Genomic DNA, 22,978 nt, shown 5'->3' on the forward strand with positions numbered 1-22,978 from the left:
AGCGAGGCATCGGAGCGCGAAGGAGCGGTCATGACGACATTGCGATCAACCCAGAGCCGTGATCCGGAAATCTGTCTGACCCAGTACCTGCCACGCGATGTCACCCGCAGCGTGCTCGGCCACCGGCGCGTCACGATGGTCCTCGATATCGCCGACCACGGGACATGGACGGTCCGTGTCGACGAAGGCGCCGTCACCCACATCCGCGGGGCGGTCCCGCACCCGACCTGCATCGTCCGCACCGATGCAAATACCCTGTGCGATCTGCTCACCGGCCGAGCCAGCGTCGCCGACGCGTTCCTGGCCGGCTCCCTCCAGGTACGCGGCAGCATGACCACTGTCCTGACGATCGGCGGCACCCTCGCACCAGACGCCGCGCTGCCCACTCGGGCCCGCGCCCGCGAAACCTCCGCCTACGGTGTGCACACCGGATACCTCGAAGCCGGCGACCCCGACAACCCGCCGGTCGTTCTGCTGCACGGCCTCGGCGCCAATAACACCTCGATGCTGCCCGTCCTGGCCGCCCTCGCACCCGATCACCGGGTGCTGTGCCCCGACATGCCCGGTTTCGGCTCCTCCGCAACCCCTAGCTGGCAGTACACCCCCGAGATGCTGCATCGGTGGCTACGCGCGTTCCTCGACGCCGTCGATGCCCGCGGCGGTGCGGTGATCGGCCATTCGCTCGGCGGACGCGTCGGCCTGGAACTCGCGCTGCGGGATCCGGATGCGGTGTCCGGATTGGTGCTGTTGTGTCCGGCGATGGCCTTCCGCCGCCGCCGTAGGCTGGCCGCACTCGCCCGAGTCTTTCCGGTGGATCTGGCCCGGCTACCGATCGTCGTGCCGCCCGCACTGCTGCACACCGCCGCCCGCGCCGGTCTGCGAGCCCTGTTCGCGGATCCGGAGTCGGTGCCGCGGCACTGGTACCAGGCGGCCGCCGACGAATGGGAGTTGTCGCTGCGGCATGCAGCCCGGCGGCGGGCGCTGGGATCCGCACTGTTGGGGCTCTACCTCGACGAACCCTTCGGGGCGACCGGACTCTGGGATCGGATCGCGGCCCTACAACCGCCGACATTATTCCTCTGGGGCGACGCCGACAGCCTCGTGCCCGCCGCCTTCGCCCGCCACGTCACCGACACCGTCCCCACCGCCACAACGGCGATCCTGCCGAACTGCGGACACGTCCCCCAGTTCGAACTGCCCGCGACCACCCTCCGCCTGATCCGCGAGCACCTCGCCACTGTGCCCGGAAGCCGCCGGCGGGTCCCGCGGCGATCGCCGCGACCGAGCATCCCGGAACGGCATCGGCGCCGATCAACCGCCGCGAACACCGACCGCACGGCCTGAAATCGCCGGGAACGAACAGACCGCGCGCACCCGGAGCCGTCCGCTGTGCCATGTCGCTATCCGATGTCAGTTGGTGTCGATTCTATCCATCGAGCTGTTGCTCTAGCCTCTGCAACCCGTGTGATGATTTTGGCGAACGATCCCCGTAAAGGTTGCGGTCGAAGGCTTTGCAGGCAGCGGGAGATAACGAAAAACAAGAATGGCACGTGGGTACTTCCTTCGGGTCTCACCTCTGGATCGGCTTGCCCTCGGCCGGAAATGACTGCGGTAGAGCGGTTCTTCGAGGCAGTGTTGGCGCCGCCCCTGTCCGCAACGCGGCGCCTGGTGTCCTTTGGGTGTTGTGAAGGCGGCTTTATGAGGGCTGACGACGCGATCTCTCGCGGCAGGCGAGGCGAACCGTCCGCCTACTCCCAGCAAGCGCTGGTGGTGATGACAAACGGCTGCCCACCAGTTGATGTCGAGTTGAATGCAGAACCTTACAGCGCCAGCATTTTTCGGGCCTGCTCGGTGTCTGCGATTGGACGGCCGATGATGCGCGCCATGTCTGCGACTTTGGCGATGAGGTCAGCGTTGGTGGGCTTGCCGAACCGGTCGTAGTGATGGTCCCCAAGACCGATACTGACGTGGCCTCCGCGCATGATGGCCTGTGCGGCGATCTCCATCGCGTCGCCCCCCATGACGAGTACGGTCCATTCGTCGACGCTGGGTATCAGCTCCAGGTAGGACTCGAGATTGGATGCAGTCGCCGGCGGACCACCCGGCATCGTTTCTCCGGTGAAGCCGAGCTCCCAGAATGTTCGGTCCCCGATCAATCCTGCCTCTTGAAATGCCAGCGCCGTCCGAACGGCGCCTGCTCCCCACACAACCGACATGATCATGGTCTTGGTCTGTTGCAGGCTTGTCAGCAAGTCGTGCAGGTAGTCGACCTTGTTGGTCATCACGACATCGGCGGTCTTGAAGACGCGTCGCTCGGCGTCCCATCGATCAGCGATGAAGGCACCCATATCGACCGGTACCACGTCCACCCGCGTGTCCTGGGAGGCTTGCAGTGCATCCATTTGAGCCACGCGTGCGCTCGCATTGTTCTGAGTGCCGATGAAACCCATCGTCGGGTGAAGCAACAGTGGGGTGCTCGCTTTGATGCCGCGGATGATTTCGGCATTCATCTCTACGCTGTTGGGATGTTCGACACCCATGGCATCGCGGGCGTGCCAGTGCACCATTGAGGCGCCGGCTTCATAGACCGCTTGCGCGTCGGCTATGACCTCCTCCGGGGTGTACGGCAACGCGTCGTTGCCCGATCGCATCGTCTTTTCGTTCAGCCGAGCTTCGATGATCAGCGGCTTCGTAACCTTCATCGGAGTGATCCTTCCGTCGTAAGTCGCAGAGTGTTGTGTGATTCGTAGATGCGGTTGGACCCGCCGATTGCCCTCGACCTGCTGGCTGTCGCTACTCATGTCGGACTGGCTGTTTGCTTCCCGAAAAATTTGCGGCAAAAGGGCTTTCGTGAGGGGCCGATCTGTCCTGCTCGGCGTTCGCGGGCGTCGTTCCCCGATCGCCTGCCCCGGGCCGGGGCGTCGAGTGTCTCCTCGCCGTACTCCTTGCTCGGCGAAGTTGGATCGTCAGTGCTTCTGGGGCGCGCGGGCAGTTGACGACCCGTTGCATGACTCCGAATATTGTGCCATTCCATGTTGCATCCTGCAAGGTATGCAAGATTGTGGGATGAAGGTGATGGGAATGCCGGGTCATCGCCGAGGCGACCGGCAGTGGGCGGACTGAGGCGCGGCGACGTGCCGGCGCAGTAGGTGTCCGGTTCCCATCCTTCGGCTGAATTCGCCTGTGTGCTGAACTGGCCGTCCGTATTTCGCGAATGCCCGCTGCAGTGACGGTTCCGGCAGTGCATGTGCGGGACCTATGGCACCGTCTGCCTTGCGCTGTGCACGATGGCGGCCGGAGGGCCGGTGACCGGCGAGATGCCAGCTGGTATGGCAGTATGTATTCAGATTGGGTTCCTACAGGGGAGGACGACTCTCATGGCCACCGGCCAACAGATCGGCAGCGCGACGCCTAGTGTCGGGCACGCGGACGGCGCCTACGAGCAGATCAAAGCCGCCATCATCACCGGAGCGCTGGCGCCTGGCAGCAAGGTCTCGGAGCCTGAACTGGCCAAACGGCTCGGGGTGAGCCGCACGCCGGTGCACCAGGCGGTCGTCCGGCTCCAGGACGAAGAATGGCTCGAGGTCTCCTCACGCCGCGGACTGACCATCGCTCCGCTAGAAGCCGGGGCGATGCGCGAGATCTATGAGGTCCTCATCGGCTTGGAAGGTATCGCTGTCGCGTCACTGGCCGGTCGCTCTCCCGAGGACCCGATCGACGCGGAACTCGCAGCCGCGAACGCGAAATGCGAGCAAGCGCTCGAACAGCATGACCTGATGATGTGGGCCGAGGCCGACAACGCATTTCACCGGCTTCTCATCGAGTCGAGCGGCAACAGTCGTCTGATCCGCGTGGGAGCCATGCTGGAAGAACATGCCCACCGTGCCCGGCTATTGACCGTGCGCTTTCGTCCGGTGCCGACTCAGTCCAATATCGATCACGCAAACATCGCCTCGTTTATCGGAAAACGGGATCCGGTAAACGCTCGGTCCGAGCTGGAAAATCACCGTAAGCGGGGCATCGACACCTTGGTGCCGATCCTCGAGGCGCTCAACCCGGTTCCAACGGCGAGCTTCGTGCGGCTCGGGAAGTGAGCTACTTGTAGTTCACGCTGTCTGTTTCGACAGCCTCCCGTTGAGAAGTCGTGCCGGTTGCCGGGACACGACACCGGAGCGGATGCGACTTCGCTCGTCGGATTCGGGCCAAACCCGGCACTGCGGCGCGGGATGCGAGACAGTGCCGGGTTTGAGATGACTACTTCCGAAGTGCGACGAGATACGGCCACCAACCTGTGCTGGCGAGCGTCGGGTAACCCGCGTTGGAATGCGGAATCAAGCGGCCGAGGGATGTGCATGGGCAGCGATCTGCCTCGAGAAGCGACGTGACCTCAACACCATGCGAATCATCGCCGGAGTCTCACACCAGGGCCGGGCCGTACTCCAACTGCCGCAGTGCGCCCACAATGGCTTCCACCACTGTGGTCGTGCTGGCTGTACCACCGAGATCCTTGGTCGTGGGTCCGTCGTGAAGCACGGTAGCCACGGCTGTCCGGACTGCGGTCGCGGCGTCGCGGCATCGCTGATCGCCGCTCTTGTCCGCCAGCCAGTCGTAGAGCATGGCGGCCGACAGGATGGTCGCCACTGGGTTGGCGCTGTCGGTTCCTGCGATGTCGGGGGCGGATCCATGGCACGGTTGGAAGACACCGTGGGTTTCGCTGATGTCGCCCGATGGTGCGACACCAAGTCCGCCGACAACGCCGGCTGCGATCTCCGATGCGATGTCACCGAAGACATTCTCGGTGACCACGACGTCGAATCGTTCAGGCTGGGTCACCAGCATGATCGATCCGGCGTCGATGTAGAGACGCTCTGATTCGATGTCCGGATACTGGGCGGCGATGTCGTCGAACACCTTCCGCATGAAGGCGTTCGAGCGCAGGACGTTGGACTTGTCGAGAAGGGTGACGCGTCCGGGGGTGTGCTGGGTCGCGCGTCGTTGGCGAGCCTGCTCGAAGGCAACTTTGAACAGACGCTCGCTGGTGGCTCGGGTGATCGTCAGTCTGTCGCTGGCCTCGGTATCGCTGGCTTCGGCGGCGTCGTGTCGGCCGGCGAACAGTCCTTCGGTGGTTTCCCGGATGACGAGCATGTTGACCTGCTCGGCCTTGATCTTGGTGGGCACCCCGGCAAACAGGATTGCCGGTCGCAGACTGGCGAAAAGTCCGTAGCGTTCGCGGATGTCGATCTGCGGTGTTGCCTCCGTGCCCTCGGAAGTGCGGACATCAGGCAAACCGGCAGCACCGAGCAACACAGCATCGGCCTCTCCGATGGCGTGCATGGTGTGCTCGGAGATGGACTCGCCAGTCGATCGGTAGACCTCGGCGCCCACGTCGTAGTGGTGGTAGGTCATCGCGATGTTCAGCTGGGCATTCACCTCGTCCATGACCACGCGGGTGGCTTCGGTGACTTCAGGGCCGATGCCGTCGCCGGGCAGCAGGGCGATCCGGTAGGCGGGGTGCTCAGGCATGAGATTCCTTTCGATAGTTTATGCATACTAGTTTGCATACTAGAACAATTAACAGTGGTACGCGATGTTGCATGCAAGTAGCTGAGATTCGGCAGGGGTCGTTTCAGGCGTGGAAGGGGGTACTCGGGGGGTTGGCGAGACGTCCTGTGCGGCTACTGCATTTCCGAGAGGTGTTCTCGGGCAGTCGTGTTCGTCAGAGGATGTACGAGATAGGAATGAGCAGCACGAGGGACACCACCGACGCGATGGAGATCGCGACCGTGTAGGTCTTCAGCGTTCCTCGCACGGTTTGTCCGAACAACGTCTGGAACTGCCAGAAGGTATTGCTCGTGAGGTGGACTGCGAAAATGGATCCGCTGCCGGCCGCAAGGGCAATGAGGACGGGATCGATTCCCATCATGGCCGCGACTGGTGCGATCACACCGACCGCCATGATCGCGGAGATGGTCACCGTGCCGATGAGGACATGAATAACGGCGGCCATGAACCACACCGTCAGCAGTGGCAGTGCGTGGCTGGCCGAGAGAAAGCCTCCAAGAACTTCTCCGAGTCCTACCTGTGTGATGGTGCTTGCCAGCGCGCCGGCGGCTCCGGTCAGGATCAGGATCTGACCGCTGTTCCGGAATCCCTCGGTCATCGCTTCTTCGAGTTCGTGATGTCCCAGCGAGTATCGGGTCAGGGCGATCGTGCCGATCAGACTGATGAACAACGCGACAATCGGGTTGGCCAGAAATTCGAGTACTGGCTGCTCGATGCCGGCGATCTCCGCGATTCCACCGGCACTGATCAGCAGCAGTCCTGTAAGGAGGGGGGCGAAGAGGACGGCTAGATGCAGTTCGCGGACGCGCGGGTTCACCGGCGCGGTTCGTGTGGTGTCACCGGCAACGTACGGCTGCGAAGAACCATTGGTTCCAGTCCCGCCGCCGGCGGCATTGACGGCACGACCTTCGGCTGACTGCTGTGGCGGTTCCGGGGATGAGCCCCCGCCGACGCCGACGGCAACGGTCGCGTTCGGCGCAACCTCGTATTGCATTGGGTCCTCGTCTGCCGGAATCTCGTCTTTCGCGGGGTCCCACCATCCCAGACGCAGGAACAGAAGGTTCATGATCCAGGTCGCGATCAGGATCGTCGGAACGGCAACCGCCAGACCGACGAGGATCATTTTCCCGAGCGAGACATGCAGCACGCCGGCGATTGCGACACTTGCGGCTCCGGGCACTACGAGCACCAGGCCGGTCACGCTTCCGATTGCCAACGCTGAGACCATCCGCGGCAGTCCCTTTGCCCCGATCTTGGGCGCAACCTGTCGGACCATCGGCGCCGTGATGACCACCATGACGTCGATGAAGATGCTCTGCATGATGGTCCCGGTGAAGAGCGCAGTGCTGTAGGGCATCGCCCGTGGGCTGCATATTCGCTGCAGCATCGCCACCAGTCGCTCAATCGCACCCACGTGGTTGAGGAGCGCGCCCGTCAGAACACCGAACGCGATCAGGAGTCCGATTTCGGCGAGAATTTCGCCGAATCCACTGGTGATCGCGCTGATCGTGCCTGTCACGCCGAGCCCGGAGGTCAGGCCAAGATACAGGGCCGCGATGAGCAGGCCGACGATCGGGCTCAACCGCGCGCCCACGATGAGAGCGATGGCGCCTAGTACGGCGACCACCGTGTTTATGACAATGAATCCGTTCTGCATCATTCCTCCTGGTTATCGACAAAGGTCGTCGGCACGCGGCCGGCGGCTGTTGTCGACCACCGAGCGACTGGTGATCAGCCGCTCGTAGCTGGCGCGGAGCCTTTGCCCCGGATTAGCGGTCCGGGGCAAAGGCTCCGCGTTCGGGCAACTGGTCATCTCGCCGTCGACAGGGATCGCAGCGGATCCCAGGTCGCTCGACGTCGTCGAACGACTCGATGACTCGTCGTGCTTGGGGAACCGCTTCGTCCGGTGTGACACCCATTCCGAGGCCGAAGCCGGAAGTGCCGGTTGCACGGGTTTCCTCCAGGTGAGCTCTCGCGTTCAGCACTAGGCGGATGGTGACTCTCGCGCCACATGTTGAACCGCTGTGATACGAGACACTAAACCGTTCATCGGTGGTATGCAAGTACGCATGCCAGACTGGAATGCATCGTTAGGGGGGCGGGTTGGACACCGGCGGGAGGGGGTCGCCCTCGAGGCTCTGACCGCAGTCGGGGTGCTCTTGCCGATCTGCGCAACGCCACCGGACCTGGCCGTCTGTTCCGGGTTGATCGGGAATGAGTGAAATCGCGGTATGTCGACAAGACACGGCCGCGGTAATCAGTCCGGATGAAGATGACATTTCCGTAGAGCTCGACACCCTGCAGGAAGGCACTGGATGGCCGCACGCACCCTGTATTCGGCTGCCGAAGTGCCAACTTGGACCGGACAGGTGACGCCGCGCCGCATGATGCCGGGTTCAACCGGAAAACCGCCAACAAAACCCGCACCGGCTACCGGCGCCACGAAAGGCCAGCACCGGTGAATATAGACCGGTCTAGTTTGCATGAGGTACGTTACCGGCTAGGCAAAAAATTCATGTCTGTATTTGGTGCCTGACATCTGCCTACTGCACGGCGGCGTCCCGTGTGGCCGTCCAGCGGTCGACGAATCCTCCCGGCATCGCTTTCAGTCCATCCCCGGGACGCCGGTTGTCGGAGGTGATCGCCATACTGTGCGCACCATCAGTCACACAGGTAACAGGAGAACAGTCGCATGCGCCCACGCCCCCGGACCGCCCTCCTCGCGTTGAGTGCGGTCACCGTCCTCGGTCTGTCGGGGTGCTCGGCCATCGCCGACGCGGACCCGGGCACCGGGGCACTCGGGGGAGCACCGGCCGCCCCGGAACCGGCCTTCGATCCGGGACCGGCGTTGTCGAAGCTCGAGACCCTCGCGGTGAAGGGCCGGGCGCCGAAGACCGGCTACACCCGGGAGCAGTTCGGCCCGTCCTGGTCCGACGACAACGGTGTCGAGGGCGGACACAACGGCTGCGACACCCGCAACGACATCCTCCGCCGCGACCTGGTGGTCCTGACCTACAAGACCAGCACTCGGGACTGTGTGGTGGCGACCGGCACCCTGCACGACACCTGCACCGGCACCACCATCGCGTTCGTCCGCGGGCAGGACACCTCCACCGCCGTCCAGATCGATCACGTCGTCGCGTTGTCGGACGCGTGGCAGAAGGGCGCCCAGCAGCTCAGCCCGCAGCAACGCCGCGACCTGGCCAACGACCCCCGCAACCTGCAGGCCGTCGACGGCCCCACGAATGCGAAGAAGTCCGATTCCGACGCCGCATCCTGGTTGCCGCCGAACAAGACCTACCGGTGCACCTACATCTCCCGGCAGATCGACGTCAAAGCCCTCTACCGATTGTGGGTGACCCAGGCGGAGAAGGACGCGATGAGCCAGGTCCTGCACTCCTGCTGAGCACCGCTGTGCCAGCCGAGATCGGCGTGGACGTGCACCGCCATACGCGATCGGGGGACGCCATCCGTTCGACCCACCGTCCACGGACGTTGCGTACCGATGATTAGGCGTCCCGGCCCCGGGTAAGCACCCGTATACGCACCCCGCGCCGGGCACGGCTCCAACACACACCCTTCCCGCCCGCCGGCCGAGGTACGCGGACGACAGCTCGGCAAGTTGCGGGGTGACGACGATGAAAACCAGCGGCCAGGTGGTAGTGGCCCTCGGGGCGGGCTACCTGCTGGGGCGAGGGACCGCGACGCTCACCAGTTCCCCGGAGGTCGCCAAGCTCTGCGAGACCGTTCGGGGAGAGCTGATGACCTCCGCGAAAGCCGCGGCGATCACTGCGGTCACCTCGCAAATCGATTCGCTGACCAGCCGGCTCCACTCCGGCGGTGAGAGCCCGGCAGGGCACGCGGGCACTGGAGCCGGCGCACTGGGCAGGTCCGGCGATATCCGCCGGTTGCACCTCGTCGAGCCGGACGAGGGCGAGACCAAGGACCGTGAGGGGGAGGGGCCCGCAGAGAACGAACAGGGCCGCACAGACGGAAACCGAGCGGGTAAGGGAAAAGGGGAGCCGGTCAAGGAGACGGACGAGGCCGACGAGAGCCCCGCGACCGAGCAGCCCGTGCGGGAACAACGGCCGAGACACCGACCTCGACGAAACCGGAGCACAAGCACCGCCAAGGAAATCCGGCAGTGGGCTGTTCAGCACGGGTACGAGATCTCCTCCCGCGGACGCATCCCCGCGGACATCGAGCACGCTTTCGTCGACGCCCACTGACAACCGGAGCGGTGGCCAGGCCGTCCACGCACAGCCGCGTCACCTGCGAGACTCGACCCGAACCCGAGTTCGGCGCTGCCTCCTGTCCTACTCCTGATGCCGCCGGGTCCTGCCCACCACTGTCCGCGGGCACAGACGGTGTCCACCGCATCCGTTCGTGCGCCCGACCATGATGAACGGCAGGTGCGCCCCGACGCCGGGGTGACGCCCTGGGAACTTGGTGTCGAGGTCGGGAAGTGGCACTGGGCGGGAGAATCCGCCAAGCACGATCTGGCACCGCCGCCGATCGGCTCATCTCCAATCCCGAACTGCGCGGCCCGCTCCCGGACACCAGCACTGTCTCCGGACACCTGGACATGTCCATGGTCCCAAGGCCCCCGGGTCAGCCCGCCGCCGCGGCCGAGTCAGAGTGAGGCGGCGAGGACCCTGCCTCGGGCCTCGACGTATCTCCACAGCAGCGCGGTCGTCGTGGCGTCCGGGTGCGCCAGCTCGGGTAGGTCCTTGGCCCCCACGATCTGATCATCCACGGCCGCGACCTTGCGCAAGCACTCATCGATCATCTCGGGGGTCAACGGGACGGCGTCGAGGCGTGCAGTGAGGTAGCCGATCGAGTCTTCCAACCGAAGGTCCGAGGTGGGTGCGCCGGTGCACCGTGTGGCGGCACGTTGCGTCCAGTCGTCGAGTTCTGCGACAGTGGCAGGGTTTTCGACGGCGACGCGTACCGCCCGGTTGACGGCTTTCGGGTCGGTGATGTCACCGTCGAGGAAGCCTCCCCGTTGCAGAATCTGCTCCAGGTGATGGTTGGCGAGACCGTCGAATCTGCTCCACCTCCAGATCACACTGCTCATGACCCTCATGCGCGGGTCATCCCCCTGCGCCATGTCCGCCCTCCCCGTTGATGAAACATGCAGATCGGTATGTTTCCATATTTGCGGGCAAACGGGTCACCCAGGCGGCGGCTGCGGGTGTCAGATCTCCGCGGCGCGAACGGCGATGAGCCGCCGACTGGCAGTGCGGCGTTCGCGGCCGATGGCGAGGAGGTGCTCGAAGAGCTGATCGTCGGGCAGTTCGGCCGCGGCTTGGGCCATCGATTGCGCGGCCTCGTGGTAGCCGCGCCGGTAGGCGCGGGTAACCACAGCTTTGGCGTAATAGCCGAGAGAGACCGGATCAGCTCCCGCGGTGGCGACGTCGGTGAGGGCACGGGCGATACGGATGCCGTGGTGGCCGGCGAGTTCGCCGTCGCGCTCGAGGGCGGTGGCAACCATGGCGGCGCCGTGAGGTGCTCCCTCTCGCACGAGTGCGGCGATGACACCATAGAGCTCGGCGTGGAGGGGGCGGTGGAAGTCAGTGATTTCGACAATGGCGACCGCCCGTGCGGCGATGTCGGCCGGTGCCCAGAGCAAGGCGCAGAGACACAGGCCTTCGATATCCTCGCGGAGGTCGGCGTCCACGTCGTCGGGGCGGAGCACGTCGACAGCTTCCTCGGCGATTGCATGGTCGCTGGTGCTCACCTTCGTCGCCTCCTCCGGGCGTGGGTGGTGGACAGGCTGCAGATCGGTGGGGTGTGACGCGGTCGGGCGTCGTGGAATCAACTACTCAGCGGCCCGGTTTCGCGCGGCGTGACGGCGGTGGCGGGACACCACTGGGTGACCTGGAGGGAGCCGAGATTGTTTCCGGTGGGGACAGTGAAGGTGCATGCTGCCAGCCAGGAGCCGCGGGAGGTGCGCGCCCACGCATGCAGCACGCCGGGAACCTGGATGTCGAGGTTGAGTCCTTCGGCGCGGACCCGGAGCGGAAGATCGTGGGCGAGGCGGCCACCGTCGTGGGCGATCGCCGTGGCCAGATCGACCATCACCGGCTGGGGTGGGGTGATCGTGCGCCACGGCTTGGGGTCGTAGGTGGGGCGCCAGTGCCCGAACTTTTCATCGAACATACATTCGATTATCGGTCATGATGGCACATCGGCGCCAACGGCCGGGGCAGGGGAGACTCCGCTGGTGGTGCCGGTCAACGCGCGGTAAGGGCTGATCGATCGTGAGTGGCGCAATCCTGGCCGCAGACGATCGCGTCCTGGTCCTGGTCCTGGTCCTGGTCCTGGGCAGTGCCAAGCGCCGGACTCGATGCCCGGCGGCCCTGCCCCCCGGATGAGGCCGGCGGGCCCGGTGCTCAGCGGAGTCAGGCATCAGAGACGGGGCACGAGCCCGGTGCCGAGCGGGTTCCGCTCCTCAGGTGCGTCCACCGGGCGGCCCCGAATCGGTGTGGGCCGATGTCCTCTGCCGTCTCTTCGAAGTCGGTGGGTGGCCTGGGATCGCAGCGAACCGCGACCGGGTCGCCCACGGGTCTTCCGGCCGGGATTGTCGCCGTCCTCTGTCGACCTTGTGGTGGGACGTGCGCATGATTGTGCCCCGGCATCGGGGGGATGACGCCGGGGCACGGGGGGGTGTCCAGCAGAACAAAATTGGGGGGATGCGCTGCTGGAGCAGCACTCATCCTAACGGTGTCTCGGACATGCTCACGCGTGGGGTGACCGTCTCCGCTATCGCCGCGTGCCCGTCAGCATGATTCCGGGCGGCGGGCCCCTGGCGTCGTCAGGAGGACCCCTGGTGCCACCACTCGGCGGCGCTGGATTCGATTTCGTGGGCGCGTGTGGGCCACGTGGGATCGGCGGTCAGCGATCGGATGGTTGCTGCCATTTGTATTGCGCTGCCGTCGATGTCAAGTCTGGTCAGGAGGCGGGCGATGCCGGTCTGGTTCTCCGGCCAGCGGCCGCCGGTGGTTTCGACAAGCACCGCGACGAGGGTGGCGCACTCGTGGTCGGTGATCGGGGGAGGGGTCCGGGTCATTCCGCGCAGTCCGCGGCTGCCCCGGGTGAGCCATCGGTCGCCAGCTTCTCGCTGGATCCGTCGCCAATACACGGGGCCACGGTTGCTGAGGAGGGAATGCACCGTCGGACGGTAGCAACCCATGGTCGATCAGCCGTGTGCGGCGGTGCCAGCCGCCGCAGGGGGCGCCCGGCACCATCGCGCTCGGGGGCACCGACGTCGGGTTTCCGCGACCGTGTCGGAGGGTCGGTCTACTGTGACGTGTGCGACGAGCAGCAGGTCGCCACTCACTGCCCAGACCGGTGATCCGTTCACGGTCCTGATCTGCGGAGTTCCGCGGATTGGTAGGCGGGTGGCGCCTGTTTCTCGCTGAAATCTCATGGCCTGCGCGGATGATGTACGCCCTCTTTCGTCCCGGTCGACAAGCGCGCAAGCAGTGACCATGGCCGAGCCGTGATCGCCGATGTCTGGTTCGGGCGAGGTCGCCGGCTGCCCCAGGTTCTCGATCATGCCGTGGGAGACCTGCTCGGGGTGTCAGAGGAAAGCCGCCGACGCCTTCCCCGGTGTCAGCGGCTCCTCACCCGCCCGGGAACGCTACGCAGTGCAGGTCTTACCCGGTCACGGGGTGACAGTGACGGTGACGCCATATCGCCTCTCGGCAAGTGGTCGCTCGCGGCGACTGTTCTGGTGTGGTACCCGGGGTATGCGCGCCACCGTCAGCCTTCTCAACAGCGGACCCTCCATCGGTATTCCGACGCGAGTACGTCCACGGCTGAGGCGCCCGGGCCGGCACCGGGCCGGACCCGTGGTCAGTGGGCATCGCCGGTGGTGATCGGCTTCACCAGGTCTTTGCCGTTGTTGCGGACGTTGTTCACGGCCGTGGACACGGGGTAGGTGTCCAGGCTCCCCGGTGCCGGGGGTGCCATCAGGGATCGGGCGTAATCGACGTCGGTGTTGGTCGGGTCGAGCCAGTCCGCCCAATTCGCTTCGGCCACGCTCATCGGCATCCGGTCGTGGATGTGCCCGACGTCGTCGGTGGAATTGGTGGTGATCACCGAGAAAGTGACCAGCCAGGCGTCCGGATCGTCGTCGGGGACGTCGGGGTTGCGCCAGAAGTCGAAGATCCCGGCCAACGGCAGAATGTCACCGCCGGCGGGGTGAATGTAGTACGGCTGCTTGAGCGGTTTCCCGGATTTGCCGACCTCCTCGGTCGGGAACCACTCGTAGAACCCGGACACCGGAACGATCGCCCGCCGGGACTTGAAGGACTGCCGATAGGCCGGCTTTTCGTGCACCGTCTCGGCGCGGGCGTTGATCATCCGGGAGCCGATCTTCGGATCCTTCGCCCAGAACGGTGTCAAACCCCACTTGAGGTTGCGGAGCTGCCGCTGCGGCTGCTTATCGTCGGTGTCCTTCGGTACGCGGGCGATCACCACCGGCGAGGTTTTCGTGGGTGCGACGTTGTAGTCCGGCGGAACCTCGGGGTCGGCCCGGTCGGGGTCGATCTCGAAGGTCTCGAGCAACGACCCCCGGCTCGTCGTCGAGGCGTAGCGACCACACATACCGATAGCGTGCCACGACGCACCGACGTCGCGGGTGAGGTCGCATCAGTGGGCGGCGCGGAAGGCCTGCTCGATCTCGGCGGGGATACGGCCCCGGGAGGACAGTTCGTAGCCCTGCTCGAGCGCCCAGGCGCGGATCTTCTTCGTTTCCTCCCGCGACCGCTTCCCGGCAGTGGCGGTGCCCGGCCGGTCCGAGCGGTGTTTGCGGCCGCCGACCCGGGTGGAGTGCGCGATGTAGTAGTCGAAGGTCTCGCGGAGTTCCTTCGCGTGTTCGTCCTTCAGGTCGATCACGTACTCGATGCCGTCGACCGCGTAGCTGATGCTCTCGCCGTCTTCGCCGAAGGCGGTGCCGTCGATGTCGTCGACCATCTCCACTACGACCTTGCGTGCCACGGATTTCACTCCTCGCGTTCTTGGGTACGGACCAGACGACAGTACTGGGGGGCACCCCACGAAATGCGGGGCTCAGCGCGGACCGTGGACGTTCAGGCGACGACGAGAACGGCGCCCCACCCCACCGCGGATCGTCGTTGCAGGACGGAAACGACTTCCGTGCAACCACTCTCATGGCACACCCGGAGTCGGGCCGTCGAAGATGGCCGGTCCCGAGATGAGAATGAGCGCCTCTGGGTGGCTGTGGCCCTGCCATGGATTGGCGAGGCCACAGCCACCCGAAGCTGTGGTGCCGGCCGTGTCCGGGCCGGGGGTTATTCGGCGTTCTGGTCGGCGTGCTCGAGGATCAGGTACTGCGCGGAGATCTGCTGATCGACGTCCTTCTTGTTGTCGGTGCCGCTGGCTTCGCCGACGTAGCGGCCGTTGGCGACCATGCAATAGTCCTGGGTGCCGTTGACGGTGTCCTTGGTGGCGCATTTGGCGTCGGGCAGACCCGGTGGGGTGGGCGCGGCGGTGAACCCTTCGGCGAGCAGGTCGTTGTAGAACTCGGTGAGGATCGTCTCGGCGCCGGCCTCGTCTTTCGCCCGGTAGGCGGTGGTCTTGTAGACGGCGTTGTGGTCGGATCCGGCGTCGGTGAGCACCTTGTACGTCAGCGGCGGGTTGGTGGAGCGATGCGCCATGCCGCGGGGCCCGTAGGCGGCCATGTCGTCGCCGAGTTGGGCTTGGGCGTCGTCTTCGGGGATCGCGTAGATCAGGACCTTGTCCTGGTCGATCATCGGCAGCTCCGCGGACTGGCCACCGTTCTGCGCACGGGTCGGGGTGGCCGGGAACCGGTCGATCAGCGGTTCCTGCAGTTGCAGGGCCGTCGCGACGGCCTTCGCGGTCCAGTCCTTGTCGGCGGCGGGGGCTTTCGCCCAGGTGTAGAGCAGGTAGTCGCCGTGCGGGGTGAACGCATTCACCGACACCTCGGGTCCGGCATTGAAGTTCGTCTGTCCGGTCGAGACCAGGGTGTGGGGCAGGATGTCGATGCTTTCGGCGGTCTCGAGGCCGGTGCCGTCGTCGACGGTGAGCAGATTCTGGTGGATGTCGCGGGCGGTGGCGGCGGCGTCGTCGGGGTTGTTGAACCGCATCACCGCCTGGACGACGGACCGGGACGGGTCGGTGGTTTTCGTGGTGGGGGTGGTCGCGGTCGAGACGTAGCCGTAGAGCATCTGGTGGTTGTGGGCGATGTCCCCGGCGGCGTCGCTGAGGACGACACCGAGGTTCTTGCCGCTGCGCATCACCATCGTGGGCATCTTCACCGACGTCAGTTCCGGGTCGATTTCGAAGGGGACGACGGTGAACTCGGCGAGCCGCTGCCCGTCGACGTCGAGGATGGTCTCCTGGGTGGCCCGCCCGAACTCCGGGGCCGGGCTGGTCGGGTAGCTGCCGGTGTCGAGGGCGGCGGGATCGACACTCGCGGTCGCGGCCTGGTCTCCGCCGGATTTGCCGACCGGTTCGGCGGTGGTGTCGGTGCCGGTGCAGCCGGCCAACAGCACCGCGGCGGCGAGCACGGCCGCCGCCGGCATCCACGTGGTGGTCCTCATGCTCATGTCGGTCCCTTCCCTGTTCCGCCCCCGCGAGTGTCGGCGTCGCCGGGCGGGAGCGTGTGGTCGTGGTAGTTGGAGGCCGCGACCGCCTGGAAGGTTCCCACACCGCTGCGGTGGCCTCCGTCACACCCACCGGTGATGGGGGGTGGTCGGCTGGCGGTGCAGGCCCCGGGCCGGTCGCGCTAGGGTTCGACGGCGCCCACCACCCGGGCGCACACAGGACCACGGCGGAAAGGGGAGAGGGGCGTGGACACCGCAGCCCAGACCGGGCAACCGGCCACTGTTGCCTCCCCGGCCGCCGAGACGCCGCCGCGTGAGCGCGCCGAGGTGCTGCTCTCCTCGATCACCGGCAAGATCCTGCGCCCCTTCGGGTACGACGCGATCAGCGATCTCGCCGAGCAGCGGGCCCGAACCGTGGAGCAGACCCGGTCGGTGGTCGTGGTCGGCGAGGTCAAACGGGGGAAGAGTTCGTTGGTCAATGCGCTGGTGGGGTGGCGCGGCGCCTCCCCGGTGGGGGTGGACGTGACGACGTCGACGACGATCAGCTTCGGGGAGGCGACCGCCGAGCACCCCGGGGGGACGGCGCAGATCCTGTTCCCCGGCCGCACCGAGCAGATCCGGCATGCCGAGTTGGCGGACTGGGTCTCGTGCGAGGGCGCCTATGTCACCGACAGCCGGGTCGCGGAACTGCCCACCCGCGCGATCGTCCCGGTCGCCGGTAGCCGCCTCGGGAATGTCACCGTGATCGACACCCCCGGCGTCGGCGGGCTGGATCCGTCCTACGCGGTCCTGGCGGAAGCGTCGGCGTCGCAGGCCTGCGTGCTGGTGATCGTGTGCGATGCCACCACCCCGCTGACGGCACCGGAGATGGTGTTCATCGACAAGACCGGGTCCGCGGTGGAATCGCTGATCGTGGTGGTCACCAAGACCGACAAGAACATCCGCCGCTGGCGGCCGATCGTCGACGAAAACCGGGAACTATTGCTGCGGCACCTGGGCCGGCCGGTCCCGGTGCTGGGGGTGTCGAGTCTGCGGGCGGTGATCGCCGCCGAGATGGCACCCGGCCCGGGGCGCGACCACGCGGAGGCAAGATCGGGGATCGCCGAGCTGCGCGAGCTGATCGGCGCGAAACTCGCCATCGCCGAACACCTTCCGGCGATCACCGGGCTGCGGACCGCGGTCGAGGGGCTGCGCACGTTGGCGACGGACATGCACACCCAAATCTCGGCGATCACCCGCAGCGGTGAGGTCATCCCGGATCTGACCGCGCAGCTGACCGAACTGCAGGGACTGAAAGACCACTCGACGCAGTGGGAGCAATACCTGCAGCGGGATCTGACGTTGATCCGCCAGCACGCCACCGACGACCTCGACCGCCGCCTCGACGGGATCCGGCAGAAGTGGACCACCCGGATCAACAAGAACGGGATGGCGGTGTTGCGGCGGAACCCGCAGCATTTCACCGCCGAGATGGAACGCGACTTCCAGGCGGCGATGGCCGGATCGGTCAACCTGTTCCTCGAGCAGCTCTACACCCAGATCGTGCACCCGCGATTCGCCTCCGAGGTCATCTGGCACGAGATCTCCGAGCAGGTCCTCGCGACGTTGTCGAACCGCACCCTGGAAACCCACCAGGTCGCCGGGAAACGGCAGGGCCTGCTCGACCCGTCGATGATCACCATGGGCGTGATGGGCTCGTCGATGCTCGGCGGCCTGATCGGGGTCTCGGCGATGATGGGCGTCGGGGCGGTCGTCGGCGTCGCCTGGGTCGGCTTCAACCTCGGGTTCAAGGCGATGCGCGCCGGGAAGACGAACCTGCTGTCCTGGTTGCGGGAGACGATCGCGACCACCAAGACCACCACCGCCCGGATGCTCGAATCCACCCTCGCGCTTGCCCGCCCGGAGATCGTGATCCGCTACCGCGAACACGTCAAAGCCTCGATCGAGATCCTGCAGGGGCAGATCAAAGACGCCGAGGACACCGCCCGGGCGGACAAGGCCACCCGGGAGAAGAAACTGACCCGCCTGCAGAACAACCTGCGGGTGGTCGAGAACAACATCACCCGCGCCGAAGCCCTGATCGCCGAACTGTCCACCCACCCCACACCCGCCGCCGACCAGGAAGGCGGGGATCCCCGGTGACCGCCACCCCCACCGCACCGGCCGTCGATCCGGTGCGCGCCGGCCTGGACCGGGCATTGCACGCGCTCGCCGCCCTGGCCCCCGACCTGGCCGCCCATGCCAACCGGATCGGGCAGATCCTCTGGTCCCCGCCGCGGATCGTGATCGTCGGCCGCCTCAAGGCCGGGAAATCAACCCTGGTCAACGCCTTGATCGGGGCGCCGGTCGCCGAAACCGCCGCCCTCGAGGCCACCAGCATCGTCGCCGTCTACCAGGACGGCGCCCCCTCCCGCGCCGAGGTGGTCCTGCTGGACGGCTCCCGCCGGCCGCTGCACCTGTCCCGCGGCCACACCACCGACCTCGGGGTCGACCCCGAGCAGGTCGCCTACCTGCACCGGTGGCTGCCCTCGGCGGCGATCCGCGACTTCACCCTGGTCGACACCCCCGGCCTGGCCACCCTGACCGCCGAGAACGAGGCCCGCACCCGCCGGGTCCTCATCGACGGGTACGAGCAGACCCGCACCGCCTCCGTCGACGCCGACGCCGCGGTGTTCCTGTTCGACTCCGCCCCCCGCGCCGACGAGATCTCCTTCCTCAAACAACTCGGCTTCACCCCACTGAACACCCTCGGCGTCCTCTCCCGCGCCGACGGATTTGGGGAAGGCGCACTGGGGCAACGCAATCCGCTCGAGCACGCGATCGCCCACGCCCGGGTCCTGGCGGACCGGCTCGCCGACACCGTCATGACGGTGATGCCGATCGCCGGGCTGCTCGCCGAAACCGCCCACACCGGGGCGCTCACCGAGGCCGACGCCCGCGCACTGGCGTCGCTGACCGGATACGGGCCGCTCGAGGTGCTCGACCTCCTCGACACCGACACCCCCACCGTGGTGCCCGCGGCGGTGCGTGATCGGCTCCTCGATCTGCTCGGCGAATACGGCATCGCCGCGGGCCGCGACGTCGCCGCCCACGGGGCCGCCACCCTCAACGACTGGCTGACCGCGCACTCGGGGATCCCCCAGCTGCGGGGGGTGCTCGCGGAGCATCTGGGCCGGTTCGCCGCCGTGCACCGGGCCAGCCGGATCATCCGCGAACTCGACCAACTCGCGTTCACCCACCCCGCCCGGGACCAGATCCGCGGCGTCGTGGACCAGCTGCGCCGCGACCCCGCCCTGAACACCGTGGTGCTGTTCGAACACCTCAAGGCCATGCTCGAGGCCGATCCCCGCTCCCCGGTCACCACCGAACTGCGCCGGCTCCTCGAACACCCCACCCCGGCCGGGCAGCTCGGCCTCCCCGCCGGTGTGGGCCCGGACCAGGTGCGGGCGACCGCGCAGCAGAAGCTGAGCTGGGCGCACACCCAGGCGCTGTCGACGCTGACCGCGGCCGAGGACGCCGCCCTGATCGTGCTGCAACACGCCTACGCCGCCCTCGCCGCCACCTGAGACCCAACCCCAGGGCTGGCCGGGTCGGTGGGGGTGTGTGCGCGTCGGCGGGAACCTTTCGCCCGCGGCCCGCATCCAACCATCACCCGCCGAGAACGCTCTGTGGAAGGACCGACCCGTGATGTTCCACCGACCGCCGCAGCCACCGCCGCCACGCCGGCGTGACATGATGCCCGGGCGCGACCGCGCCGCACCGGCCGCCGCGCGCATTCAGTGGGGTTCGAGCACGAGGGGGATCAATGTCTAGGCCGGACTGGCTGCTGGGGATCGACTTCGGCACCTCCAACACCGCCGCCGCACACACCGGCGCGGTCAGCGGCGCGGTGGAAGCGCTGCAGCTCAGCCACAACCGCACCACCATGTCCTCGGCGGTGTTCGTCGAAACCCCCCACCAGATCGCGGTCGGCGACGTCGCCACCAACCGCGCCGAAACCAACCCCGCCGCCTACCTGCCCTCCCCGAAACGGGTGATCGGGCAGGGCGTGGTCACCGTCAACGGCTACACGATCCCCTCGTCGGTGCCGGTCGCCGCGGTCCTCGACTCGGTGATGGCCCGGGCCCGCGCCGCGCACGCCGGGCAGGCCCCCGCCCAGCTGGTGCTCACCCACCCCGAGGCATGGTCCCCCCGCGAGATCCAGGTACTCCTCGACGCCGCCGCCCAACTCGGGCTCGACCCCTCCCAGGTCACCACGGTCTCCGAACCGCGGGCGGCGGCGCACTACTATTCGCGGTCGAACACCCTGCCCCCGGGCGCGAAGATCGCGGTCTTCGACTTCGGCGGCGGCACCCTCGACATCGCCGTGCTGGCCGCCAACGACCACGGCACCTTCGACGTGGTGGCCGCGCGCGGCGACAACGGCCTCGGCGGGAAGAACTTCGACGCCTACATTCGCCGGTGGGTCGATGAACAACTCGACGCCCGCAACCCCGAACTCGGTGACTACCTGCGGTCGGCGCCGATCGATATCCGGCACGCCCTCGACGATTCGATCCGCCGCGCCAAGGAACTGCTCTCGGAGGCACCGTCGGCGACCATCACCGTCGCCGGCGGCGGGCACACCGAAAAGTTCCAGATCACCCGGGAGGAGTTCGAGGAACTCATCACCCCGGCCTTGGAGAAGGCGGTCACCCTCACCCGCGCCACCCTCGCCGACGCCCACGTCACCGACCCCACCGGGCTGCACGCGCTGTATCTGACCGGAGGGTCCTCCCGGATCCCGATCGTCCAAGACCACCTCAAGGCACTCGGGCCGATCGCCACCCTCGACGACCCGAAGACCGTCGTCGCGCAGGGCGCCATCGCGGCCGCCGCCCCGATCGTCCGCGGCCTCACCACCACCACCGCCGGCGATACTGGGGCTCGGTACACCCACTCCACCCCGCCGACATCTGCCCCCGAACGCCCCGGCGGGCCGGGCGCGACCGCACCCCTCCCGGACCGGCCGACCCCGGCATGGCACCCCACCCCCACCCCCGCACCGGCGGCGGACACGGGTGCGGGCCGCAAGAAGTGGGCGGTGATCGGCGCCGCGGCCGCCGCCGCGGTCATCGCCGCCGGGGTGATCGGGGCGATCACCCTCACCGGCGACGACCACAGCGCCGCCGATCAGCCGGCCACCACCGACACCGCCGCGGCCGGGGACACCGACGACGCGGAACAGGTCGGCGCCTCCGGCACCGGAAACACGCAGGTTCCCACCACGAAAGACGCTGTGCTGGCCGCGCTTCCGGCGTCGCTGCGGTCAGATCTGGAGAACTGCAAGACCAGCGGCGAAACCGAGAACGGTGGACTGGAAATGCAATGCACCCTGAAAGAGGGCGCCGCGCTCACCGCCGGCATCTCCGACCAGGACTACCAGTCGATCATTCTCAGCGTCGACGCCGCCGAGGCGAAGAAACGGGTCCTCGGGATCCGGCAGGGCTTCCAGAACGACACCACCTCGACCGACAACGAGATCGTGGAGAACATCCCGCGGACCGCGGCCGCCCACATCGACGGTCCGGGCTACGCCGGCACCTACTCGATCTGGTACGCCAACGGCTCGACCGGGGTGATGGCCAGCTTCAGTGACGTCCAGGGCCTCGACGGCGCGAAGACGTTCCTCTCCCACGCCGGACGGACCACCCACCCCCCCCCCCCCCACACAACCTCTCTGCCCCCCCCCCATTTTTGGGGCGGGCGCAGCGGTCTGTGCACGGCACTTCCGGGCTCGGTCGCGACGGGCCGAAAAGTTTTTTCGTGCGCCCGGGAACCTTTCGGGGCACTCACCGCATCCAACTCTCGACAACACCGGGAACACCACTTCCCGGCCGGAAACCCTTCGACGGACAAGGATTCGAGATGAGCAACCCCCGCGCCGCCCAGGACACCCAGACCACCACCACCGGCGCCGAGACCGCCTCGCCCAGCCCCAACCTGACCGGGGACCCGCGCGAGGCCACCTACACCACCGCCCCCACCGCGGGCGGCCAGCAGCCGACCGCCGCAGCCGACCCGGGCCCCGCCGGCACCGCAACCGCGCCGGGCCCCACCACCGACGTCGGGGCCGCCGCCGCCGGCGACACCGACCCGACCGCCGGCGCCGGCGGGGAGTACTACTCGCCGCGGGACGTCGACGGCGACGGAGATGTCGACCTGATCCACACCCGCATCGAGGGCATCGACACCATCACCCACATCGACGAAGACGGCTCCATCACCCTCGTCGAACAGGACACCGACGGCAACGGCACCTACGAAACCGGCATCGCCCCCACCGCCACCGGGATCCGCCTCGCCGAGGACCTCGACGACGACGGAACCGTCGACCTCGCCACCCACCTCGACCCCGCCACCGGCGCACCGGTCCGCCAGGACGTCATCGAGGACGGCCGGATCACCGACACCCGGCTCGACACCACCGCCGACGGCAACCCGGACGTGCACCTGATCGACAGCAACGGCGACGGCCGCTTCGACACCGCCCTCCTCGACACCGACCTCGACGGCGTCACCAACGACACCCTGGTCGACACCAACGGTGACGGCACCTTCGACCTGCGCACCGCCGACACCGACGACGACGGCACCCAGGAATCCTTCGACACCGCCACCGACGGGCACCTCGGATCGATCGAGCAGTTCGAAGCCCTCATCCCCGCCGAGGACCACTACCACGAGCAGGCCGGAACCTACCCGGCCGAGACGCCGGCCGACCCGAGCGCCACCGACCTGGCCTGACCCACACCCACCGGGCGCGGAGGGCGTCGGCGCCC

General features: G+C 67.2%; 18 protein-coding genes. 8 read left to right on the forward strand and 10 right to left on the reverse strand.

The features are described 5' to 3' along the window. The first annotated feature begins 30 nt into the window (after positions 1–30). Positions 31–1,344: an alpha/beta fold hydrolase gene (locus tag ACFU5V_RS31525; protein WP_378703815.1), complete on the forward strand. Its 1,314-nt coding sequence runs from the start codon at positions 31–33 to the stop codon at positions 1,342–1,344. Positions 1,345–1,820: 476 nt separating this feature from the next. Here the strand turns inward: ACFU5V_RS31525 and ACFU5V_RS31530 are convergent, their stop codons facing one another. Then, positions 1,821–2,702 (reverse strand): 3-keto-5-aminohexanoate cleavage protein, encoded by an 882-nt coding sequence (locus tag ACFU5V_RS31530; RefSeq protein ID WP_378703816.1) that lies wholly within the window; start codon positions 2,700–2,702, stop codon positions 1,821–1,823. Between the two features lie 675 nt (positions 2,703–3,377). Here ACFU5V_RS31530 and ACFU5V_RS31535 point away from each other — a divergent pair. Beyond that, complete coding sequence (locus ACFU5V_RS31535; protein ID WP_378703818.1) at positions 3,378–4,094, forward strand: GntR family transcriptional regulator; 717 nt, start codon at positions 3,378–3,380, stop codon at positions 4,092–4,094. A gap of 322 nt (positions 4,095–4,416) precedes the next feature. Here the strand turns inward: ACFU5V_RS31535 and ACFU5V_RS31540 are convergent, their stop codons facing one another. After that, the gene (locus tag ACFU5V_RS31540) at positions 4,417–5,523 is read right to left on the reverse strand and encodes an isocitrate/isopropylmalate dehydrogenase family protein (protein ID WP_378703820.1); all 1,107 of its coding nucleotides are present in this window, start codon (positions 5,521–5,523) and stop codon (positions 4,417–4,419) included. 193 nt (positions 5,524–5,716) lie between these two features. Then, positions 5,717–7,219, reverse strand: coding sequence for a GntP family permease (locus ACFU5V_RS31545; RefSeq protein WP_378703822.1), 1,503 nt, complete (start codon positions 7,217–7,219; stop codon positions 5,717–5,719). A 1,035-nt stretch (positions 7,220–8,254) separates the two neighbouring features. Here ACFU5V_RS31545 and ACFU5V_RS31550 point away from each other — a divergent pair. Both ACFU5V_RS31550 and ACFU5V_RS31555 read left to right on the forward strand, forming a co-directional pair. Beyond that, positions 8,255–8,968: an HNH endonuclease family protein gene (locus ACFU5V_RS31550; RefSeq protein ID WP_378703824.1), complete on the forward strand. Its 714-nt coding sequence runs from the start codon at positions 8,255–8,257 to the stop codon at positions 8,966–8,968. Between the two features lie 232 nt (positions 8,969–9,200). Next, a complete protein-coding gene (locus ACFU5V_RS31555) occupies positions 9,201–9,791 on the forward strand; it encodes a histone-like nucleoid-structuring protein Lsr2 (protein WP_378703825.1) in 591 nt (196 codons plus the stop codon). A gap of 404 nt (positions 9,792–10,195) precedes the next feature. Here ACFU5V_RS31555 and ACFU5V_RS31560 read toward each other — a convergent pair whose 3' ends face one another. From ACFU5V_RS31560 to ACFU5V_RS31590, 7 genes are all read right to left on the reverse strand, one after another. Further along, positions 10,196–10,639: a hypothetical protein gene (locus ACFU5V_RS31560; protein ID WP_378703826.1), complete on the reverse strand. Its 444-nt coding sequence runs from the start codon at positions 10,637–10,639 to the stop codon at positions 10,196–10,198. Positions 10,640–10,759: 120 nt separating this feature from the next. Next, the gene (locus tag ACFU5V_RS31565; RefSeq protein ID WP_378703827.1) at positions 10,760–11,302 is read right to left on the reverse strand and encodes a DnaB-like helicase N-terminal domain-containing protein; all 543 of its coding nucleotides are present in this window, start codon (positions 11,300–11,302) and stop codon (positions 10,760–10,762) included. Between the two features lie 77 nt (positions 11,303–11,379). Next, a complete protein-coding gene (locus ACFU5V_RS31570; RefSeq protein WP_378703828.1) occupies positions 11,380–11,724 on the reverse strand; it encodes a hypothetical protein in 345 nt (114 codons plus the stop codon). A 655-nt stretch (positions 11,725–12,379) separates the two neighbouring features. Further along, entirely contained in the window at positions 12,380–12,736 is a 357-nt protein-coding gene (locus ACFU5V_RS31575) for a hypothetical protein (RefSeq protein ID WP_378703830.1), read from the reverse strand. A gap of 686 nt (positions 12,737–13,422) precedes the next feature. Further along, positions 13,423–14,175 carry an SOS response-associated peptidase gene (locus ACFU5V_RS31580; protein ID WP_378703832.1) on the reverse strand — a complete coding sequence of 251 codons (753 nt, stop codon included), beginning with the start codon at positions 14,173–14,175 and terminating at the stop codon, positions 13,423–13,425. A 45-nt stretch (positions 14,176–14,220) separates the two neighbouring features. Continuing rightward, the gene (locus tag ACFU5V_RS31585) at positions 14,221–14,568 is read right to left on the reverse strand and encodes an Lsr2 family protein (protein ID WP_378703833.1); all 348 of its coding nucleotides are present in this window, start codon (positions 14,566–14,568) and stop codon (positions 14,221–14,223) included. A 314-nt stretch (positions 14,569–14,882) separates the two neighbouring features. Next, a complete protein-coding gene (locus tag ACFU5V_RS31590; protein WP_378703835.1) occupies positions 14,883–16,160 on the reverse strand; it encodes a hypothetical protein in 1,278 nt (425 codons plus the stop codon). 243 nt (positions 16,161–16,403) lie between these two features. On the opposite strand from ACFU5V_RS31590, the gene ACFU5V_RS31595 reads away from it, so the two are divergent. From ACFU5V_RS31595 to ACFU5V_RS31610, 4 genes are all read left to right on the forward strand, one after another. Then, positions 16,404–18,299 (forward strand): dynamin family protein, encoded by a 1,896-nt coding sequence (locus tag ACFU5V_RS31595; protein ID WP_378703836.1) that lies wholly within the window; start codon positions 16,404–16,406, stop codon positions 18,297–18,299. Next, positions 18,296–19,723, forward strand: coding sequence for a GTPase (locus ACFU5V_RS31600; protein ID WP_378703838.1), 1,428 nt, complete (start codon positions 18,296–18,298; stop codon positions 19,721–19,723). The genes ACFU5V_RS31595 and ACFU5V_RS31600 overlap by 4 nt, the downstream gene beginning before the upstream one ends. Before the next feature lie 239 nt (positions 19,724–19,962). Then, complete coding sequence (locus tag ACFU5V_RS31605) at positions 19,963–22,068, forward strand: Hsp70 family protein (protein ID WP_378703840.1); 2,106 nt, start codon at positions 19,963–19,965, stop codon at positions 22,066–22,068. Further along, positions 22,065–22,943 (forward strand): hypothetical protein, encoded by an 879-nt coding sequence (locus ACFU5V_RS31610; protein WP_378703842.1) that lies wholly within the window; start codon positions 22,065–22,067, stop codon positions 22,941–22,943. The genes ACFU5V_RS31605 and ACFU5V_RS31610 overlap by 4 nt, the downstream gene beginning before the upstream one ends. The last annotated feature ends 35 nt before the right edge of the window (positions 22,944–22,978 follow it).

Origin of the sequence: Rhodococcus sp. NPDC057529 (assembly GCF_042802055.1) — a bacterium.
Taxonomy (GTDB): domain Bacteria; phylum Actinomycetota; class Actinomycetes; order Mycobacteriales; family Mycobacteriaceae; genus Rhodococcus_F.

Excerpts from the sequence above, each read along its gene's own strand:
- ACFU5V_RS31550 (WP_378703824.1), top strand. The coding sequence starts at position 8,255 with ATGCGCCCACGCCCCCGGACCGCCCTCCTCGCGTTGAGTGCGGTCACC.
- ACFU5V_RS31610 (WP_378703842.1), top strand. The coding sequence starts at position 22,065 with ATGAGCAACCCCCGCGCCGCCCAGGACACCCAGACCACCACCACCGGC.
- ACFU5V_RS31555 (WP_378703825.1), top strand. The coding sequence starts at position 9,201 with ATGAAAACCAGCGGCCAGGTGGTAGTGGCCCTCGGGGCGGGCTACCTG.
- ACFU5V_RS31525 (WP_378703815.1), top strand. The coding sequence starts at position 31 with ATGACGACATTGCGATCAACCCAGAGCCGTGATCCGGAAATCTGTCTG.
- ACFU5V_RS31540 (WP_378703820.1), bottom strand. The coding sequence starts at position 5,523 with ATGCCTGAGCACCCCGCCTACCGGATCGCCCTGCTGCCCGGCGACGGC.
- ACFU5V_RS31545 (WP_378703822.1), bottom strand. The coding sequence starts at position 7,219 with ATGCAGAACGGATTCATTGTCATAAACACGGTGGTCGCCGTACTAGGC.
- ACFU5V_RS31605 (WP_378703840.1), top strand. The coding sequence starts at position 19,963 with ATGTCTAGGCCGGACTGGCTGCTGGGGATCGACTTCGGCACCTCCAAC.
- ACFU5V_RS31560 (WP_378703826.1), bottom strand. The coding sequence starts at position 10,639 with ATGAGCAGTGTGATCTGGAGGTGGAGCAGATTCGACGGTCTCGCCAAC.
- ACFU5V_RS31580 (WP_378703832.1), bottom strand. The coding sequence starts at position 14,175 with ATGTGTGGTCGCTACGCCTCGACGACGAGCCGGGGGTCGTTGCTCGAG.
- ACFU5V_RS31570 (WP_378703828.1), bottom strand. The coding sequence starts at position 11,724 with ATGTTCGATGAAAAGTTCGGGCACTGGCGCCCCACCTACGACCCCAAG.
- ACFU5V_RS31530 (WP_378703816.1), bottom strand. The coding sequence starts at position 2,702 with ATGAAGGTTACGAAGCCGCTGATCATCGAAGCTCGGCTGAACGAAAAG.
- ACFU5V_RS31535 (WP_378703818.1), top strand. The coding sequence starts at position 3,378 with ATGGCCACCGGCCAACAGATCGGCAGCGCGACGCCTAGTGTCGGGCAC.
- ACFU5V_RS31590 (WP_378703835.1), bottom strand. The coding sequence starts at position 16,160 with ATGAGCATGAGGACCACCACGTGGATGCCGGCGGCGGCCGTGCTCGCC.